General features: G+C 68.5%; 23 protein-coding genes, 1 tRNA gene and 1 pseudogene. 18 read left to right on the top strand and 7 right to left on the bottom strand.

Going from position 1 to position 17809, the window contains the following annotated elements; genetic code table 11:
• Positions 1-146: 146 nt before the first annotated feature.
• Entirely contained in the window at positions 147-854 is a 708-nt protein-coding gene (locus O7608_RS03465; protein WP_289210762.1) for a glycosyltransferase family 2 protein, read from the top strand.
• A 106-nt stretch (positions 855-960) separates the two neighbouring features.
• On the opposite strand, the gene O7608_RS03460 is transcribed toward O7608_RS03465, so the two are convergent.
• Positions 961-1857 carry a transketolase family protein gene (locus O7608_RS03460; RefSeq protein WP_289208613.1) on the bottom strand — a complete coding sequence of 299 codons (897 nt, stop codon included), beginning with the start codon at positions 1855-1857 and terminating at the stop codon, positions 961-963.
• A gap of 100 nt (positions 1858-1957) precedes the next feature.
• Positions 1958-2746 (bottom strand): annotated as a pseudogene (locus O7608_RS03455) (thiamine pyrophosphate-binding protein); the annotation flags it as partial.
• Positions 2747-2793: 47 nt separating this feature from the next.
• Here O7608_RS03455 and soxR point away from each other — a divergent pair.
• Positions 2794-3237: a redox-sensitive transcriptional activator SoxR gene (gene soxR, locus O7608_RS03450; RefSeq protein ID WP_289208611.1), complete on the top strand. Its 444-nt coding sequence runs from the start codon at positions 2794-2796 to the stop codon at positions 3235-3237.
• Here soxR and O7608_RS03445 read toward each other — a convergent pair.
• Positions 3234-4223, bottom strand: coding sequence for an NAD(P)H-quinone oxidoreductase (locus tag O7608_RS03445; protein ID WP_289208610.1), 990 nt, complete (start codon positions 4221-4223; stop codon positions 3234-3236). The two genes, soxR and O7608_RS03445, sit on opposite strands and share 4 nt — an antisense overlap.
• A 140-nt stretch (positions 4224-4363) precedes the next feature.
• Between O7608_RS03445 and O7608_RS03440 the strand changes: the two genes are divergently transcribed.
• Together O7608_RS03440 and O7608_RS03435 are read left to right on the top strand one after the other, a co-directional pair.
• Positions 4364-4450: transfer RNA gene (locus O7608_RS03440), tRNA-Ser, on the top strand.
• 231 nt (positions 4451-4681) lie between these two features.
• Positions 4682-5215: an SAM-dependent methyltransferase gene (locus O7608_RS03435; RefSeq protein WP_289208609.1), complete on the top strand. Its 534-nt coding sequence runs from the start codon at positions 4682-4684 to the stop codon at positions 5213-5215.
• Positions 5216-5255: 40 nt separating this feature from the next.
• On the opposite strand, the gene O7608_RS03430 is transcribed toward O7608_RS03435, so the two are convergent.
• Positions 5256-5747: a MarR family winged helix-turn-helix transcriptional regulator gene (locus tag O7608_RS03430; RefSeq protein ID WP_289208608.1), complete on the bottom strand. Its 492-nt coding sequence runs from the start codon at positions 5745-5747 to the stop codon at positions 5256-5258.
• A gap of 123 nt (positions 5748-5870) precedes the next feature.
• On the opposite strand from O7608_RS03430, the gene O7608_RS03425 reads away from it, so the two are divergent.
• From O7608_RS03425 to O7608_RS03400, 7 genes are all read left to right on the top strand, one after another.
• Positions 5871-6518, top strand: a complete 648-nt coding sequence (locus O7608_RS03425; protein ID WP_289208607.1) for an FMN-dependent NADH-azoreductase — start codon at positions 5871-5873, stop codon at positions 6516-6518.
• A gap of 322 nt (positions 6519-6840) precedes the next feature.
• Positions 6841-8244 carry an RCC1 domain-containing protein gene (locus O7608_RS03420; RefSeq protein ID WP_289208606.1) on the top strand — a complete coding sequence of 468 codons (1404 nt, stop codon included), beginning with the start codon at positions 6841-6843 and terminating at the stop codon, positions 8242-8244.
• On the top strand, positions 8219-8299 hold the full coding sequence (locus O7608_RS31940) for a hypothetical protein (RefSeq protein WP_353850550.1): 81 nt from the start codon (positions 8219-8221) through the stop codon (positions 8297-8299). The genes O7608_RS03420 and O7608_RS31940 overlap by 26 nt, the downstream gene beginning before the upstream one ends.
• A 134-nt stretch (positions 8300-8433) precedes the next feature.
• Entirely contained in the window at positions 8434-9108 is a 675-nt protein-coding gene (locus O7608_RS03415) for an ABC transporter ATP-binding protein (RefSeq protein WP_289208605.1), read from the top strand.
• A gap of 89 nt (positions 9109-9197) precedes the next feature.
• On the top strand, positions 9198-11642 hold the full coding sequence (locus O7608_RS03410) for a hypothetical protein (RefSeq protein ID WP_289208604.1): 2445 nt from the start codon (positions 9198-9200) through the stop codon (positions 11640-11642).
• Positions 11643-11698: 56 nt separating this feature from the next.
• On the top strand, positions 11699-11995 hold the full coding sequence (locus tag O7608_RS03405) for a hypothetical protein (RefSeq protein ID WP_289208603.1): 297 nt from the start codon (positions 11699-11701) through the stop codon (positions 11993-11995).
• Positions 11992-12387 (top strand): hypothetical protein, encoded by a 396-nt coding sequence (locus O7608_RS03400; protein WP_289208602.1) that lies wholly within the window; start codon positions 11992-11994, stop codon positions 12385-12387. Before O7608_RS03405 ends, O7608_RS03400 begins: the two co-directional genes overlap by 4 nt.
• A gap of 77 nt (positions 12388-12464) precedes the next feature.
• Here O7608_RS03400 and cutA read toward each other — a convergent pair whose 3' ends face one another.
• Positions 12465-12800, bottom strand: coding sequence for a divalent-cation tolerance protein CutA (gene cutA / locus O7608_RS03395; protein WP_289208601.1), 336 nt, complete (start codon positions 12798-12800; stop codon positions 12465-12467).
• Between the two features lie 138 nt (positions 12801-12938).
• On the opposite strand from cutA, the gene O7608_RS03390 reads away from it, so the two are divergent.
• Positions 12939-14189: a helix-turn-helix domain-containing protein gene (locus tag O7608_RS03390; protein WP_289208600.1), complete on the top strand. Its 1251-nt coding sequence runs from the start codon at positions 12939-12941 to the stop codon at positions 14187-14189.
• A gap of 278 nt (positions 14190-14467) precedes the next feature.
• Here O7608_RS03390 and O7608_RS03385 read toward each other — a convergent pair whose 3' ends face one another.
• The gene (locus O7608_RS03385; protein WP_289208599.1) at positions 14468-14662 is read right to left on the bottom strand and encodes a helix-turn-helix transcriptional regulator; all 195 of its coding nucleotides are present in this window, start codon (positions 14660-14662) and stop codon (positions 14468-14470) included.
• Positions 14663-14841: 179 nt separating this feature from the next.
• Here O7608_RS03385 and O7608_RS03380 point away from each other — a divergent pair, with 179 nt between their 5' ends.
• From O7608_RS03380 to O7608_RS03355, 6 genes are all read left to right on the top strand, one after another.
• Positions 14842-15081 (top strand): hypothetical protein, encoded by a 240-nt coding sequence (locus tag O7608_RS03380; protein WP_289208598.1) that lies wholly within the window; start codon positions 14842-14844, stop codon positions 15079-15081.
• Complete coding sequence (locus O7608_RS03375; protein WP_289208597.1) at positions 15078-15308, top strand: hypothetical protein; 231 nt, start codon at positions 15078-15080, stop codon at positions 15306-15308. Before O7608_RS03380 ends, O7608_RS03375 begins: the two co-directional genes overlap by 4 nt.
• 48 nt (positions 15309-15356) lie before the next feature.
• Positions 15357-15491 carry a hypothetical protein gene (locus O7608_RS03370; protein ID WP_282224809.1) on the top strand — a complete coding sequence of 45 codons (135 nt, stop codon included), beginning with the start codon at positions 15357-15359 and terminating at the stop codon, positions 15489-15491.
• A complete protein-coding gene (locus tag O7608_RS03365) occupies positions 15491-15700 on the top strand; it encodes a hypothetical protein (protein ID WP_289208596.1) in 210 nt (69 codons plus the stop codon). Before O7608_RS03370 ends, O7608_RS03365 begins: the two co-directional genes overlap by 1 nt.
• 143 nt (positions 15701-15843) lie before the next feature.
• A complete protein-coding gene (locus O7608_RS03360) occupies positions 15844-16335 on the top strand; it encodes a winged helix-turn-helix domain-containing protein (protein WP_289208595.1) in 492 nt (163 codons plus the stop codon).
• Positions 16299-16922 (top strand): transposase, encoded by a 624-nt coding sequence (locus O7608_RS03355; RefSeq protein ID WP_289210761.1) that lies wholly within the window; start codon positions 16299-16301, stop codon positions 16920-16922. The genes O7608_RS03360 and O7608_RS03355 overlap by 37 nt, the downstream gene beginning before the upstream one ends.
• Before the next feature lie 258 nt (positions 16923-17180).
• On the opposite strand, the gene O7608_RS03350 is transcribed toward O7608_RS03355, so the two are convergent.
• Positions 17181-17723, bottom strand: coding sequence for a hypothetical protein (locus O7608_RS03350; RefSeq protein WP_289208594.1), 543 nt, complete (start codon positions 17721-17723; stop codon positions 17181-17183).
• Positions 17724-17809 lie beyond the last annotated feature (86 nt).

Raw genomic sequence — 17809 nt, 5'->3', positions numbered from 1 at the left:
GCGTCGGCCATGGATCGTACGGCGAATCTGACCTTGAGTGCGCCCGGTTCGGGGAGGTGGACACACCAGGTGTCGGTGGGGCGGGTGATCCAGTGCTGGCCAGGTTAGTCTAGGGCGACTGCCATCATTTGCGTTCGGAGACCATGGTGAAGCTCTCGATCCTCATGCCGGTCTACAACGAGGAAGAACGCGTCGGGAACGCCCTCAAGCAGGCGCTCGCCGTGGACTACCCGTGTGAGATCGAGCTTGTCGTCGTCGACGACGGCAGCCGGGACGGCACGGGCGAGATCCTGGGGCGGGTCGACGACGCCCGGTTGCGGGTGATCACCCACCCGCGCAACGCCGGCAAGGGCGCGGCGATCCGTACGGCGGTCGAGGCGGCCGAGGGCGACTACATGGTGATCCTCGACGCGGATCTGGAGTACGACCCGCAGGACATTCCGAAGCTGCTGGAGCCGGTGCTCGATGGGCGGGCCACCGTGGTCTACGGCAATCGCACGTTTGGCAGCCACAGCGCCTACAGCTTCTGGTACGTGATGGGCAACAAGGCGGTCACCACGGCGGCGAACGTGCTGTTCAACTCCTACATCGGTGACCTGGAGACCTGCTTCAAGCTGCTGCCGCTGTCGCTGTACCGTTCGCTGGACGTCAAGTCGCGCGGGTTCGGCATGGAGGCCGAGGTGACCGGCAAACTGCTGCGCCAGCGGATCCGCCCGTACGAGGTGCCGATCTCCTACCGGGCGCGTGGTCGCGAGGAAGGCAAGAAGATCACCTGGAAGGACGGGGTGGAGGCCCTGTGGATTCTGGGCCGGGAGCGCGCCCGTCGCCAAGGAGGACGCCCCACCCCCGCCTGATCCCGACTCCACCGCCTGATCCCGACGATCTTGCAGTTATCGCGAAGATTTGTCCGGATTGTTCATCAATAAGTGCAAGATCGTCGTGATCATGGGGCGGTCGTGATCATGGGGCGATGAAGCGGCTGATCGAGCGGCGTAGGCCGGCCGGGTCCAGCCCGTGCCAGCGGTCATGGTCTGCTGGGCTGCCGTACCGGTGCAACTCCCGGCGGCCGACCCCCAACGCCAGCAGCCGGTACGGCCGGTCCGCCAGCGCCTCGCCGACCAGATGGCTGGAGGTGCCGGCCAGGTACGGTTCGACCAGCACCACCACCGGTGCCGCCTGATCGACCAGCATCCGCAGGCCGGTGACGTCGAACGGTCGCGGGGTGTTCGTGTACGCCACCGTCACGTCCTGCCCGTCGACCGCGGCCAGCACCGGGTCCAGCATCGGGCCGACGGCGACGACGACCGGGGCTCCCCCGCTGCCCCGACGCACCGTCACCAGTCGGCCCGACACCGCGTCGCCGGGCAGGCCACGATTGGCCCGCGCACCGAGCCGCAGGTAGACCGGGTGGTCGTGGGCGGCGGCGGCGCGCAGCAGCGGCCCGACCTCGTCGGCGTGCCCCGGCACGTGCACCGTCCACTGTCCTGCCGTGTCGAGCAGGGCGACGTCACCGGGGGACATGTGGGTCCGCCCCTCCGCCGACGCGTCGTACGAGCCGCCGATGCTGACCAGCACCGCGCCGACGCCCTGATGGTCGAGGTCGAGCTTGACCTGCTCGTACGCCCGGTCGACCAGGAACGGGGCGTAGGAGTGGGCGATCGGCCGCAGCCCGGTCAGGGCCAGCCCACCGGCCACCCCGATCATCAGCTGCTCCCGGATGCCGACGTTGAGCACCCGGTCCGGGTGCCGGCGGGCGGCCGGTGCGAAGGCGTCGGCCGAGATGTCGGCCAACACCACGGCGGTACGCGGGTCGTCGTCGAGCAGTCCGGTGGCGGCCCGGGTGAACGCGTCACGCATGTCCGTTCTCCTTCTCCGGTGAGCCGCTGCCGGACGATCCTGCGGCGCTGCCGGACGATCCTGGGGCGCCGCCGGACGACGTCGGGGCAGGGGTGGCGTACTTGGCCGGCACGCGGGCGACGACCAGGTGCGGCCGTACGCCGTCGTGGCCGGTCAGTGCGGCGGTCAGCGCCTCGTGGTCATGCCCGTCGACGACCGACGCCGACCAGCCGTTGACGGTGAACCGGCTGGCCAGGCCGCCGGGCCAGCCGTGGGTGGCCGAGTCGTTGTCGACGACGACCACGGTCAGGTCGGCGAGCTGCCGGCTGCCGGCGTACGCGATCGCCTCGTGGTTGGACCCTTCGTCGAGTTCGGCGTCGCCGACCAGGACGTACACCCGGGCACCGCCGACCTGCCCGGAGCCGGCCGCCCGGTCCTGGGCGGAGCCGGCGGCCGGGCCTTGGACGCAGCTGCGGGTCAGACCCTGGGCGCGCAGGCCGAGCAGGATGCCGACGCCGAGCCCGAGCCCGTGCCCGAGCGACCCGGAGCCGATCTCCACGCCGGGGATCAGCAGCCGGTCCGGGTGGTGCCCGAGCGGGCTGTCCGGCCCGGCCAGGTCGTCGAGCCAGGCGTGCGGAAGGAAGCCCTTCGCGGCGAGTACGGCGTAGTAGGCGGCCGGCCCGTGCCCTTTGGACAGCAGGAACCGGTCCCGGTCGACGGCGTCGACCGTCTGTGGGTCGACCCGCAGGATCCGGTCGTAGAGGATCCAGAGAACGTCCAGTGTCGAGTGGGCGCTCGGCTCGTGCTTCTCGTCGCCGGTGATCCGATGCAGCAGCGGTGCGAGCGCCGCGTACCCAGGTTCTGCTGGTGGGTCCGTGACAGGGGCCGGGCTGGCTACGAACGTGGTCATGCAACTACTCTGCAACTTCAAGCCAACTTGAACTCAAGGGCTGTGTGATGCAGAAGGAATTGACGATCGGTGAGCTGGCTGCCCGCTCCGGGGTGGCACCCTCGGCGCTGCGCTACTACGAGCAGTTCGGGCTGATCCGGGCCGACCGGACCGGCGGCAACCAACGCCGGTACGAGCGCAGCGAACTGCGCCGGGTCGCGTTCATCCGGACCGCCCAGCAGATCGGCGTACCGCTGGAGGAGATCCGGGCCGCACTCGACGACCTGCCGGCGTCGCGTACCCCGACCAAGGCCGACTGGGCACGGCTGTCCCGCCGCTGGCGGGCCCGGCTGGACGACCGCATCGCGTTGCTGACCCGGCTGCGCGACGACCTGACCAGCTGCATCGGCTGTGGCTGCCTGTCGCTGCAGTCCTGCACGCTGAACAATTCCGGCGACCGGCTCGCCGCAGCCGGTCCCGGCCCACGGCTGCTGCTCGACGGCGGGAGCTAATCCTCGCCGGTGACCAGCAGGACCTTGCCCAGGTGGTCGCTGCCCTCGACGACGCGGTGCGCCTGCGCGGCCTGAGCCAGCGGCAGCCGCCGGTCGATCACCGGCCGGATCGCCCCGGAGGCCACCAGCGGCCACACCTGGTCGTGCACCCGACGGACGATCTCCGCCTTCTCGGCCAGCGGCCGGGACCGCAGCGCAGTCGCGAAGATCGTCGCGCGTTTGGCCAGCATCGCCCCGAGGTTCACCTCGGCCGTGCGGCCACCCTGCAGACCGATGATCGCCAATCGGCCGCCGACCGCCAAGGTGTCGATGTTGCGTTCCAGGTAGGCGGCGCCGATGATGTCGAGGATCACGTCCACCCCGCCGTCGCCGTCGCCGGTCAACTCCCGGGCGCGGGCGACGAAATCCTCCGTCGTGTAGTCGATCGTGTGGTGGGCGCCCAGTGCCCGCAGTTGCTCGTGCTTGCCGGCCCGCGCCGTGGTCAGCACTGTCGCGCCGAGCGCCGCGCCCAGCTGGATCGCGAACGTGCCGATGCCGCTGCCGCCGCCGTGCACCAGCAGCGACTCACCGGCCCGCAGACCGGCGAGCTTGACCACGTTCGACCACACCGTGCAGGCCACCTCGGGCAGCGCGGCCGCGTCGACCAGGTTCAACCCGGCCGGCACCGGCAGCAGCTGACCGGCCGGCACGGCGACCCGTTCGGCGTACCCCCCGCCGGCCAGCAGCGCGCAGACCTGGTCGCCGACCCGGTGGTGGGAGACCTCCGCGCCGACCGCGCTGATCACCCCCGAGCATTCCAACCCGAGGTACGGCGACGCGCCCGGCGGCGGCGGATAGTGTCCCTGTCGTTGCAGCAGGTCGGCCCGGTTGACCGCGGTCGCCGCCACGTCGACGATCACCTCGTTCGGGCAGGGGGTCGGGTCGGGCACCTCGGCCCACGTCAGGGCCTCTGGCCCGCCGGGCTGCGGCACGGTGATCGCATGCATGGCATCAGTCTTACCCGGTCGAGCCGGTTGCCGGGCGGCTACTGCCGCGTTAACCACGGGGCCGGGCACCGGTTCCGGGCCCGTGGCACACTAGGGCACAGCGGCGCGGCAGCCGACCGTCTCCGGCTCGCCTCGCACCGGGAGGGCTCGCCTAGTGGCCGATGGCGCTGGTCTTGAAAACCGGTAAGGCAGCAATGTCTTCGTGGGTTCGAATCCCACGCCCTCCGCTCACCTAGCCAGCAAGAACGCCCCCTGACCAGCGCGAACGCCAGTCAGGGGGCGTGTTCACGAATGCTGAACCGGTCTCACTTCGTGCCGCCGGGTCTCGCTGGTCGTGTCGGCGACGTGTCGGCGTCAGATGGGCTTCGCGGTGCTCCAGAGTGGGGGATTGACCCGTCGGTCAGCCGATTCGGCAACTGGGGCGGCCGCTGGTACCGACCTGGCTACAGTCGGCAGATATGAGTCGGCGGGACTGGAGTGCCTGGCACGAGGCGTACGCGGATCCAGACTCCGCGCTGTCCCGGCGGTTGGCGGTGGTACAGGCCCGGATCCGGGAGACGTTGGACGCGGCCCCGCCGGGCCCGGTCCGGGTGGTGAGCATGTGCGCCAGCGAGGGCCGGGACGTGCTCGGCGTCGACCTTGAGGTGGTCATCGGGGACGCGGCCCGATCCGCCCACTACGCGGATGCCGTACCCGCCGATCTGGTCCTGCTCTGCGGGGTGTTCGGCAACATCGGCGATGCGGATGTCGCCCGGTTGGTCGCGGCCGCGCCACAGCTGACCGCTGCCGGCGGCACGGTGATCTGGACCCGGCACCGTCGGGAGCCGGACCTGGTGCCGCGCATCCTGGAGTGGTTCGCCGCCGCCGGCTTCGTCCAGGTCTGGCTTTCCGACAGGTCCGAGGGGTACGGGGTCGGCGTGCACCGCTTCGCCGGGTTGCCTGCGGCGTTGCGTCTGCGCCTCGACGAGACGCTGTTCCGTTTTCTCGGCTAGCCTTCGCGTCGATTGCTACACCAGATACCTCATCCGGTGCTCATGGGGTATCTGGTGTAGCAATCGGTGGGTCTCCGCTGGCGAGGTTGCGGGTGACGTGGCAGGCGATCTCGCGGAGTACGTCGATCTGGTGGTCGGTGAGGCCGTCGATGACGTACCGGCGGACGGCGCCGACGTGTCCGGGGGCGGCGGCGACGACCAGGTCCCAGCCGGCCTCGGTGAGGACGGCGGTGGTGTAGCGGGGGTTGTCGGCGTCGGGCTGGCGGCGCAGCAGGCCGCGTCGCTCGAGTCGGGTGACGACGTTCGACAGCCGGGACAGCGAGCTGCTGACCTGTTCGGCGAGGTCGCTCAGGCGCCGGGTGCGGCCGGGTGTCATGGACAGGACGCCGAGCACGAAGTAGTCGAACAGCGTGAGGTTGTTGTCCCGCAGCAGCTGGGCGTCGAGCGCGCTGGGCAGGTTGAACATGAGCTTGGCCAGCGCCATCCACGCTTCGTGTTCGCGGTCGGTCAGCCATCGGGGTTCGTCCGGCACGAGGCCAAGCGTACGTCTGCCGCTTCACCGTTGAAGTGACCGATGTCTCAAGGGGTTCAAGCTTGAACCAACAGCGTCTACCGTTGGGCTTCAAGCTTGAACCTACGACCATCTGGAGTAACGGTGACCCTGTTCCGACTGGACGCCAGCATCCGTACGCACGGCTCCGCGAGCCGCGAGATCGCCGACATCGTCGAGCAGGAGTGGCGTACCGCCCACCCTGGCGACCCGGTGGTGACCCGCCACGTCGGCGTCGACACCCTGCCGTCGACCGTCTGGGCAGCGGCGGTGACCGCCGGCATGACCCCGGCCGAGGAGCGGACCGCCGAGCAACGCGACGCCGTCGCCCTCGCCGCGACACTCGTGGACGAACTGGTCGCCGCCGACGCGATCCTGCTCGCCGTACCGCTCTACAACTACGGCGTCTCCCAGCACTTCAAGACGTACCTCGATGTCGTCCTGGCCGATCCACGGGCGACCGGAGTCCCGTTCCTCGCCGGAAAGCCGGTCGTGCTCGCCACCGTCCGTGGCGGCGCGTACGGCACCGGAACCCCACGGGAAGGTTGGGACCACTCCACCCCGTACCTGCGGCGGATCATCGCCGACTGCTGGGGTGCCGACCTCACCGTCGTCGAACGCGAGTTCACCCTCGTCGGGGTCAACCCCGCGCTGGACTCCTTCACCGACGTGGCCGCGCAGCTGCACTCCGGCGCGCTGCAGGCCGCCCGGGAAGCCGGCCGCGCCCTCGGCGCGTTGCCCGTCCCGGCCTGAGCGGGCCCGCCTGCGGTCAAGATCGACGGCGGTACGCGGTCAGCGCCTCGGCGTACGGGCTGGCCACCGCCCCCTCCTGTGCCGACCGGTCCACGGTTGGCACAGGGGTGGGCCGTACGTTTGTCTTTTTTCGCGCGGCGGCGGGCCAACGATTTTGCGAGATTCACACTCGTTCGATCGGCCTCTTTTTCGATCATGCGGCATTGTTCTATATTGATTGTGGCTCGCCCGTCGCCTTTTGAGTAAGGCGACAAAGCGAAAGTCAGTCGCATTCCATCGGCTCCCACCGTCGCCGCTTCTGACTCGTCCTGTGGAGGAATCGATGGACAGTCGCCAATCGGCAGGAAATCCGGAACCGACATTCGTCATGGCGGTGGCCCGCCGTCGATGGTCGGCTGCCGGCCTGGTAGCCGCACTGCTGGCCATGGTCCTGGTGACCGGTGCCGGCTCCACCGGGTACGCCAGCGAGGTCCCGGCTGAGCGCGCAGCAGAGTCGGCGGTGGCAGCGGAGCCCGTGATCCGACAGGTCCCGGCCGGACTCGGCGCGGTCACCGCCATCGCCGCCGGCGTCGGGCACAACCTTGCTCTGCGTTCGGACGGCACCGTCGTTGCTTGGGGCTGGAACACCTACGGTCGGCTTGGTATTGGTCACGGGGAAAATTACCTGACGCCGGTGCAGGTTTGCGCCGTCGGCGAGACCGCGCCCTGCCGACGGTTCCTGACCGGCGTGATCGCAATCGCGGTGGGCACCTTTCACAGTGTCGCTCTGCTACGGGACCGTACAGTCGTCGCCTGGGGCTGGAACATTCGCGGACAGGTCGGTGACGGCACCCACCCCTACCGCCTCACCCCGGTGCAGGTCTGCGCGGTCGGTCAGGTCGCACCCTGTGACGAGCCCTTGAGAGGGGTCAGGGCCCTGTCAGCAAACGGCGATACCACCCTTGCCCAGCTGACCGACGGGACTGCGGTCGCCTGGGGGAGCAACCTGTACGGTCAGCTTGGCGACGGCACCACCGTCGATCGGCGCACCCCCGTGCAGGTGTGCGCGGTAGGGCAGGTAGCCCCCTGCGACCGGTTCCTGACCGGAGTCAGGTCCCTCGCGGTTGCCGGACGGCACAGCATGGCGGTGGTGGACAACGCGCTGGCCGTCACGTGGGGCTCCAACCAGTACGGGCAACTGGGTGATGGCACCACCGTCGATCGGCACACCCCGGTGCAGGTGTGCGCGGTGGGGCAGGTCGCGCCGTGCGACCGGTTCCTGCACGCGGTACGGGCCGTGGCAGGTCACTTCACGCAGAGTATGGCGCTGCTGGGTGATGGCAGCGTCGCCACCTGGGGATACAACAGACTTGGGCAGCTCGGCGACGGCACGACCGTCAACCGCCTCACCCCGGTGCGGGTCTGCGCGGTAGGGCAGGTCGCGCCGTGCGAACAGCTCTTGTACGGGGTCCGGCAGATCAGTGCCGGCGCAAACCACAACGCTGCGCAGCTCAGCAGCGGCGGCGTCGTTTCCTGGGGCTTCAACGACTTCGGCGAGCTCGGTGACGGCACCTACCAGAGTCGTTCCACCCCGGTCAGGGTGTGTGCGGTAGGCCAGGTCGCTCTCTGTGCCCAGCACCTGGTCCTGATCAGAGCCATATCCGTTGGCGGATCGCACACTCTGGCGCTTCAGCCCGACTACTCCGTGATTTCCTGGGGGCTTGAACAACCAGGGCCAGCTCGGTGACGGTACTACCGAAACCCGTCCGATCCCGGTGCGGGTCCGTGCGCCCTGGCCGTAGTGGAGCGGAAGTCGTGCAGCCCAGGCGAGGCGGAAATCCGGCTCATCGATGTGGGGAAATTGCGGCAGCCCCTGCTGTAGCGTGAACCGGCAGCAAGGCAACGCCGTGGTGTACCGGAGCCGGTGAGTGGTGACATGCCTCTTTTGGAGCTGCGCGATGTCAGCAAGTCGTACACGTCGGCGGCCGAGGAGGTTCGAGCAGTCCGAGGTGTGAGCCTGGCGGCAACCGCCGGCGAGTTCATCTGCATCCACGGCCCCAGCGGCTCTGGCAAGTCCACGCTTCTCAATCTGATCGTCGGCCTGGATCTCGCCGATGAAGGCGAGATCCAGGTTGACGGCGTCGACGTCGGACGGATGGATGAGGCCGCGCGGGCGAATCTCCGACTGCGTACCGTGGGGGTGGTTTTTCAGGACCACGCCCTTGTCGAGGAGTTCACGGCGGCCGAGAACGTCGCCCTCCCGCTGGAGGCCAGTGGAACGGCCACGGCCGATGCTCTGGCGCAGGCCGACCGCCTGTTGACGCGAGTTGGTCTGGCGGATCTCGGCAGACGTTGGCCGGGACAGCTCAGCGGCGGGCAACGACAGCGGGTCGGGATCGCCCGCGCGCTCGCTGGCGGCCGACGCATCCTCGTGGCGGACGAGCCAACCGGCTCGCTGGACAGCAAGGCGTCAAGTGACCTGTTCGAGCTGATCAGCGAGCTCTGCTCGGCCGGCGCGTTGGCTGTCGTCAGTTCGCATGATCCGCTCTGTCGCAGGTACGCCGACGCCGTGTACGAGATGGTGGACGGGTCTCTGCGTGGTGCGCCGTGAGTGGCCGGTTCGCTGGACCCGGACGACTTGTCGTCACCTTCGCGCGCAGGTTCGCGCGATCCGGGCGGATGCGGGTCAGTGCCGTCCCGGTGTTCGTAGCTGCAGTGCTGGTGACCGGCCTGTACGTCGCGCTGGTCGGTCAGTCGGTGAGCGCGGAGCAGGTCGCTCAACGGGACATGGGCCGTTACGGTGCCTATGCGGGATTCGGCGTAGTGGACCTGCCGCCGGGTAGCAGGATCCGGGATTCGCTGAGCGCTGCGCTGCCTGATGGGCGGGGCGGGCAGTCCAACGTCGCTCTGGTCTGCACCGACCTGGCAATTCCGGCGCTCGCCCATGGTTCGGTCAGATTCGTCGAGATGGACTGGGCGCAGGACCCGTTCCCGGGGAACTACCGTACGCTCTCCGGGCGCTGGCCGAAGCGGGCGAACGAGATTGTCGTCGTCAACCCCGATACGGCGACAGGTTCGATACCGGAGCACCTCAGCCTGTACGGCGGTCGCGTCGAATTCACCGTTGTCGGCAGCGTCGACGACCTCTTTTCGGGGAACGTGGAGGTCTTTGCCGGACCCGGCACCTGGGCTGCCATGGACCCTGAGCTTGCTGCGGTCAACTCACTGCTGCGCGTCCAGCCAGTCGTCTACTGGGACGGTGCCGAGGTGCCCGCGACGGTGGCTGCCATCGCTCAGACACTACGGGGAGCATCGGGCGGTGCCGCAGCGGCGGATCTCGTAGACCAGGTGGAACGGACGTACGTCAGCCGTGAATCGGTCGTGTCCCAGGCACGTCCTACCTGGATCGACCGGTCACCGGCTGGCTACACGATTCCGTCGTTGGCACTGCCACTACTGGCGACGCTGGCCGCGTTCGCCCTGACCAGGCGGCAGGTCGTGCTGTCCGTGCGCAGGATGACCTCGGTCGGTGTCGCTCACCGGATCGCGGTCGGTGGTGCCAGCCTGGCGCAGAGCCTGTGGTGTCTGGCCGCAATGGTCATCGGACATGTGGTCGGGTTGGCGCTTGGCGTACTGGCTGCCCGGCTCCTGGCCCGGACACTCGGACAACCAGTTGGTCCGGTGCCCTCCACCATCGGACCGCTCGCCCAGGGCATCGCTGTGGTCCTTCTCGGCTGCGTTGCTGGCGCCCTGCTGTTCGGGCAGGCCAGGGCCAGCCGGGTCGACACGGCAGGGGTGCCCGGCCGCGCCCTCGGGCAGCAGCCGCGAACGCCACGGGACGGCCTGCTGCGCAATGCTCGACACCTGCTGGCGGCGCTTGCGGTCGGGGTGGCGCTGGTGCGCCTTCCCGGCCTCGATTCGCCGGCGGAAGCGATGCATGTCGCCGGGCTGCTGGCGGCCGCGGTGCTGCTGATGCTGCCGGATCTGATCCCCGCCGTCTTCGGCCGGCTGCCCGAGGCGAACCTGCGTGCGCGGCTCAGCAAGCGGCAACTCCTGACGGACACCCGTCGGGCAACCGCCTTCATCGCGGCCATCGCGGTGCTGCTGGGGTTGTCGACCGGGTTCGTGTCGCTCCTGGACACGATGATCCGTACCGCTGGTGCGCAGGTGTATCCGGATGTGTTGCCCGGCCAGGTCAAGATCGCCGACATCGCCACGGATGTGCACCCGGCACCGCAGGTCGCGTTGGACGCGGCACGGACCGTGCCGGCGTTGCGGGATCAGACACCGGTGTCCGTCCACTACCTCGCTGACACCGATGCCGTAGGGGAGACCCACGTCGTCGCCGACGGTGCCTGGGGTCTGTTGCTGGCCGTGGACTCGGTCGCCGCCGCAGACCGGCTCCTCGGGACGAGACTCGCTGAGCAGCGGCGGGCGTTGCTGGCACGCGGAGGAGTCCTGTTCTGGGATGCCCGTACCCCGATCGGTGATGCCGTGGATCTTCGCCTTGCTGCGGCCGAGGGCGTCGGCGCGGTGCTGGCCACGATCCCCGCAGCGGCGTTCGAGGTCGAGCCGGCGGGGTGGAACGTCGGCACCACGGGCCTCGTGCTGACGGCGACCGCCAGGGAGCATGACCTGCCTGTCACCGCAGGCGCGGTGATCTACACCGGCGTCAGCCGGGCGGACGCCGAGGCGGCGCAGGCTGCGGTGAACGCTGCCGGCTTGGACCCACGCATCGCAAAGATCTACCGTACGCCGCCCACGCCCATCCCACCGGTGGCGCTCAACATCACCGCCGTCGGCGTGGTGATCCTGGCGCTGGCCCTGACTCTGACGACGACGCAGACGCAGATTCGCATCCTGCGGCAGCACCTCGGGCACCTTGTCGCGCTCGGAGTGGCGCCCCGCTGGGCGAGGGCGGTCCTGGTCCGTCAGCACGTCGTGCTGACCGTTGTGGCGACCGGGGTCGGGCTGCTCATCGGTTTCCCGGCCGTACTGCTGGCAGCCTGGCGGATTCCCGGCTTCGTCCTCAGCATTCCGTGGGGCCAACTGGCGGTTCTGACCGCCGCCGTCTACTCCTCGATCGCCGTCGCGACGCTGCTGGCGACTCGCCGACTCACCGCGAAGGACCGCCTGGCAGCGTAACGGCCCAGCTCACGGGCTCGGTGCTACCAGTTGTGCTGCCGGGTAGCATCAACGGCATGAAGAAGCTGTCGATCTCCGTACCGCAGGACGTCGCGGACATGTTGGCCGAGCAGCCGAACGCGTCCGCCTACGTCACCGAGGCGGTGCGGGGGCGAATGCGCCTGGATGCCCTCCGGGCCGAGCTGGCTGAGTCCGGCATCGAGGTCACCGAGGCCGGGCTGGCGGCTGCGCGGGCGCGCCGCGCCACCGTCGACATGCAGTGGCCGGCCGAGCGGTACGACGTGGTCCGCGACCGGGTGCGCCAACACCTGCGTGACGAAGAGTCCCCGGCCGGGCAGGCACCGGCCGCGTGACCGGCGACGACGAACGTCCGGTCCGCTTGGTGCTGGACCGGTCGGCGCTGCTCGCCTACGTGTCCGGGTCGGTGCACGTCGCGGAGCCGATCTACGAGGTCACTCAGGACCGGGTTCGGTTCGGGGTCACCGCGGTCAGTGTGGCCGAAACCCTGGCGATGGTGGGCGACGGCAAGGATCGCCAGTTGCTGCACCGGCTGCTCGACCTGGCCGCCTGCGCTGTCCTGGACACCTCGGGACGGTCGTGGCAGGAGCTGTCCTACTGGCGGGGCGTCACCGGGCGGGTTGACCTCGCCTCCACAGTCATGGCCTGCCTGGAGCACCGGGCCCCGATTCTGACCGGCGAGTCACGGTACGGCGACGACCTGCCGGTGATCTATCTCCCGGAGTGAGCCGTCCCCGCCATCGACCGGACGTCCCGGTCGGGGCCAGAGCGGCGGTACGCGGTCGACTGCTCGAATCTCCGCCTTCATTTGTCAGGCGTAGCGTCGTCTGTCGACGCTGTGAGCCATTCCAGACACGCAGCTGATCCTGCCACGATCGCGGTGGCGATGATCTGCGGCTTCTGCCAGGGATGGTGGGCGAGTAGATGTCGCTCCAGGGCCTGATACCGGCTTGCTGTCGTGTTGAAGAGGACTTGCCACTCTTCGCCTTCACCTTGACTGCCCAGGTGCCGGAAGACGCTGATGACGGGGCCGAGCACCTGTGCGTTTCCGGCCAGCCGAGCACCCACCGCCGATCGGGCCAGGGCCACCGCAACCTCGCGTGTCTCGGTAGCGGTCGACACCTGTAGATAGTCGCTCATGCACTGAGATTAGCGGCCATTCGACGTACCGAATCATGAGCGATAGTTGATCATCAAATCGCGGTACGGTGGTCAGCGGCGGTCGATGCGACGGTGCCGGCTTCCTGCTGGCGGGCAACGGGTTCGGGAGGCAGCTCGATGAGCTCGACGGTGGGCGACAACGTAGGGCGGCTGCGTCGACTCAGCGGACTCACCCAGGAGCAGTTGGCGGAGGCTGCCGGCCTAGCGGTTGAGACGATCCAGAAGCTGGAGCAGAACAAGCCGGGGTCGCCACGGATGTCGACCTTGCGATCGATCGCCAATGCGCTTGGCGTGCCGACATCCGTACTCGTCGGCCCTGCCATCGCTGGCCCAGCAGTCGGGTTCGGCTCGGCTGATGACGAGGCCGCACTTGACCTGCTGCGGCGGGCGCTGACTCCTGCCCGGGGTCTCAACGGAACGTTCGTCGACAAATCCCCGATGAGTCCACCGACCTTGGCTGGATTGCAAGCGTCGATTGCCGAGATCGACCGGATCTACCATGGTGACGATTACGCCAGTGCGCTGACACGGTTGCCGGTGCTGATCGGTGAAGCCCGCAGCTTCGTCGAGGCGAGTGTCGGCGATCAGCGGATCGCCGGTGCGACGCAGCTCGCTCAGGCGTACCAGGTCGCCGGGACGGCGTTGATCCAGCTCCGACGCTTCGATCTTGCCTACCACGCCCTGAGTCTCGCGCTTGACGTCGCGGACGAGTCCGGGAACGAACTAGTCGCCGCGTCTGTCGTCACCACGATGTGCTGGCTGCTGCTCCGACAAGGGCGGTTCGACGAGGCAGAGCGGTTGGCAGTCGCCACGGCGGATGCGGTGGAGCCACGCTTCTCCCGTACAGATCCGACCCGGCTCGCGGTCTGGGGCTGGCTCATGCTGCGTGGGTCCGCCGCCGCGATTCGCGATGGTCGCGCCGACGACGCCAGCGAAATGCTGGACGCGGCCAGCGCGGCAGCGGTCCGCATCGGCGAGCAACTTCCAGCAGACGTGGCTGTCCGCATGCCGGTGACGATGGGTGCCTTCTGCCCAGTGACCGTGGAGATGAAGCGGGTGGAGATGTCGGTCGTAGGCGGCGATCCCGTCACTGCGCTCGCGTTGGCGGAGCGCGTACCGCCGGGGAGCGGCCGGGCGACTTCGGACAACCGTAATCGCCACCAGCTCGACCGCGCCTGGGCCACTGCTGAACGCGGCGACATGGTCGAAGCGACGCGCATCCTGTCCGGGCTCCGCGCCGAGTCGCCCACCTGGTTGAGACATCAGCGGTACGCGCGGGACATCGTCACCACGATCCTGGCCCGCCGCCGCCGGCCGGTGAGTCAGGAGTTGGCGGCGCTGGCCGACCTGCTGGGCGCTGGCTCCTGAGCATTCTTCACGGACTGGCGTGCCGGGCGCTGAGGGCATGATCGACGCCGCGTTCTAGGGCGGAGCGCGGTTGGCTATCGCTGCTTGTTACGCCCAGGTGACGGCGAGCGAAAGTCGTACGTCGCGTACCAGTTGCCGTCCGAACCAGCAGAGAAGCCGTACGCCTGATGCGTTCACTGCGCGTTGTCAGTGGGTGACCATCTAGTCAGGACAGCGCAAGCTCACCGGCAAGCGGGAGGGCGATGGTCGTCGAGATGCTTCGTGAGCCGGTGATCCCGTCAGTCTTCTTGCTGGGTCGGGCGGTGGGTGCGGATCCACTCGGCGACCTCGTCGCGGTCCCAGATCCGCATCCGGCCGGAGGCGACGAGCGCGACTGGTGCCGGGAAGCTCGACCGGTTGGTGATCTCGGTGGCGCGGGTGCGCGACACACCGCCGAGCATCTCGGCGACGTCGGACAGCGCGACCAGCTTCACAAGGTCAAGCTATGCACCTTGCCTCCGTGAAGCTTGCCAGTTGCAAGGTTGACGGTGCGCACGTTGCAGGGGATGCTAATGAGGCGAGACCACCGGCGCCTATGCGGGATTTCCGGCTGGCTCCGCCGTGGGCTTGATCGATCGGGTAATACGAAAACGATCTTGAACAGGAGCGAGAAATGATCACTGAGATGATTCGCGAGCTGGTGTTGCGGTGGCGGGAGTGGCGGGACGGCCGGTCGGCGGCGTCGAAGCGGCTGGCCCGGCTCGACCAGGAACGGGCGGCGGCCCGGCAACGGTGGTTGGACGGCAACCGGGGGCACCGCTGGTCGTCGGAGCCGACGATGCTCACTCCGACTCTGCGTCCGCTGATGACCTACGGCCAGATGGTCGGCTACCGCGTACCAGCGGGTTTGTGATCTTGGTCGACGACGGTGCGGGCGAGTCGGAGCCGAGCACCGACGACGCCGCCGACGTCACCCGTGAGTGTGTGACCGATGAAGCGGCTGAGATGGTGCTCACCCTGCGATGGAGCTTCGAGGACTTGAAGGCCGAGCACGGTGAGGTCGGTGCCCGGCGGATTCTCGCCGAGATCCTGGCCCGCTGGGAGGCCAACGGCGGCGAGCCGGTGGCGCTCGACGACTGATTGCACGTGACCACGGGGATTCGTCTTCCTTCAGAAAGGAGTACGTCGATGTGGAGTATCGGAGCGCTGATCGGGACGACGCTGCTCGGTTACTGCGCCGGGCTGTGGTCGTTCAAGGTGAAGTCCAGGTGGTGCCCGGTGTGTGGCCGGACCACGCTGCCGCTCGACCATCGGGGGTGTTGATGACCGGGATGTGTGACGACCGCTGGGTCGGCCCGATCCGCGACGACGACGTCGTGACGATCAGGTTCACCTGGGCCGAGCTGGTGGCCGAGCACGGTACGGCCGGCGCGGTGGCGATCCTGGCCGACAAGGCCGGCCAGTGGCGGCGCGAGCCGGGGCCGGCTGCGACGACCGAAATATCCGTGAGGGGGGATTGCGAAGATGCGTGAACTGGTGAGGCAGTTGCGACGGCCGGCCGGCGACCGAAGCTACAGCGGTTGAATAGCCGGGGTCTGTTGGGCGGTTCGGGTCTGGTTGATCACAGGCGGCGTGTCGGCGTGACCATCGATGACGGCCGGTCTATGCCGGAGGTATGAGGTACGCCGATAGTGGTGGTCTGTCCGCCGGCGGGCGGGCCAAGCGGGAAGAGATACGGATGCAGGCGGCGCGGATGTTCGCCGCCGGTGTCCCCGCGACCGAGGTCGCAGCCCGGCTGCGGGTATCGACGAAATCGGCCTACCAGTGGCGGCGCCGCTGGCAGACCGGCGGGATGACCGCCCTCGCCTCGACCGGACCCGGCGGAACCACCTGCCGGCTCGCACCCGACCAGCTCCTGCGACTACGCGCCGAGCTCGACCTCGGACCAGCCGAACACGGCTGGAGCGAGGACCAACGCTGGACCCTCGCCCGGGTCGCCACGCTCATCGGCCGGCTGTTCCACACCTCCTACACCCTGCGCGGGGTGTCCTACCTGCTGCACCGCATCGGCTACACCCCGCAGGTCCCGAAGCACCGGGCAGTCCAACGCGACGCCGACGCCATCGCCGCCTGGCGGGCCACGACCTGGGCCAAGGTACGAGGCTAGCGGCGGCGACCGGGGCGTGGATCGTCTTCGAGGACGAGGCCGGACAGACCCTGCGACCACCCCGGGCCACCACCTGGGCCCGCAGAGGACACACACCCGTCGTGCGGGTCAACGCCAAGGGCTCAGGCCGGGTCTCCATCGCCGGCCTGGTCTGCCTCAAACCCGGCCGGCGCGGCCACGTCTTCTACCGGCTCCGTGTGCACCGCAACCGCACCGGTGAACGCCGCAGCCTCTCCGAGGACGACTACGCCGCCCTGATCACCGCCGCGCACCACCAACTCCACGCCCCGATCATCCTGATCTGGGACGGGGTCAACACCCACACCAGCACCACGATGCGTCGCCTGACCGCCGCCCGTCACCGGTGGCTGACCGTGGTCCAGCTACCCGCGTACGCCCCGGACCTCAACCCCGTCGAGAGTCTGTGGTCGACAGTGAAAGCCGGCCTGGGCAACCTCGCCGTCGACGGCGTGGACCACCTCGCCGCGGTCATCCGCAACCGGCTCAAACGCATCCAGTACCGGCCAGAGCTGATACCCGGCTTCCTCGCCCAGACCGGACTCACACTCGAACCGGAACCACCATGACAACTACAGACCCCAGCTATTCAACCGCTGTACCAGTGGCCAGCCAAAGCATGCCGATCACCTGGTGATCAGGGTACCGCCTGAAGTACTGCCGGCTGAAATGACCCTGACGCCGTATCCGGCTGTCCTGTGCGCCGTCAGCGACGTCGCTTGCGCTTCCATTCCCGGCACGAGTCGGGTGGATTAGTTCGGCGACGTGGGCGGGTCTACCTGCACGTCCTCCTCCTTCGATAGCGATCCGAAAGGCGTAAGAAAGTCTTACGGAGGAGATATGATGTCCTGTGCGCAGGCGTCGCCGTCTGCTTGGTTGCATTCAATTTGAGATTCATCGAAGACTACGCCGGACCAGTATACGGGCGCGGTGCTGCGGATCTCACCCTCGGGGGTACGAATGACTGGGAAGTCTGACTCGTAGTGGCTGCCGTCAGCCCTGACTCCGGCGACCCGAAGCACCAGGGTTTCTGAAGTGTGACTGGTCTTCGGGTAACGTCGAGTGTCGACCACACGTGGGGGATCGGCGCCAGCTTCCCAGCCTTTCGACTCCGTGTAGTCGAGCAAGGACCTGCAAGTCGCGGACGTGGCGGCGACAGTCTGACACAAGCCGGTTGAGTTGCCGGCCTGCGCCAGTACCGCAGCTCGTGAAAGTAGATCCTCTGCCTGGGTGCGTTCAATGTGCCGGCTCGGCTCGTCCAGAGCCCAGTCCATGACCGTGACAGCCGTGGCGATGAAGATCCCCAGCAGCCCGACGGCAGCAGCTGATAGCGCCCCAGGCTTGGCAATCCCTCTCCTGCTGAACATCATCACTCGATTCTAGCCGCAAGGGTCAAGAATTCCGCCAATAGGGTTGCATTCCGAGGTTACGAATCCCCATCGGAGATGAAGCTGTG

The sequence above is a fragment of the Solwaraspora sp. WMMA2056 genome, assembly GCF_030345095.1.
GTDB lineage: Bacteria > Actinomycetota > Actinomycetes > Mycobacteriales > Micromonosporaceae > Micromonospora_E.
This window is presented reverse-complemented; position numbering and strand designations above follow the sequence as displayed.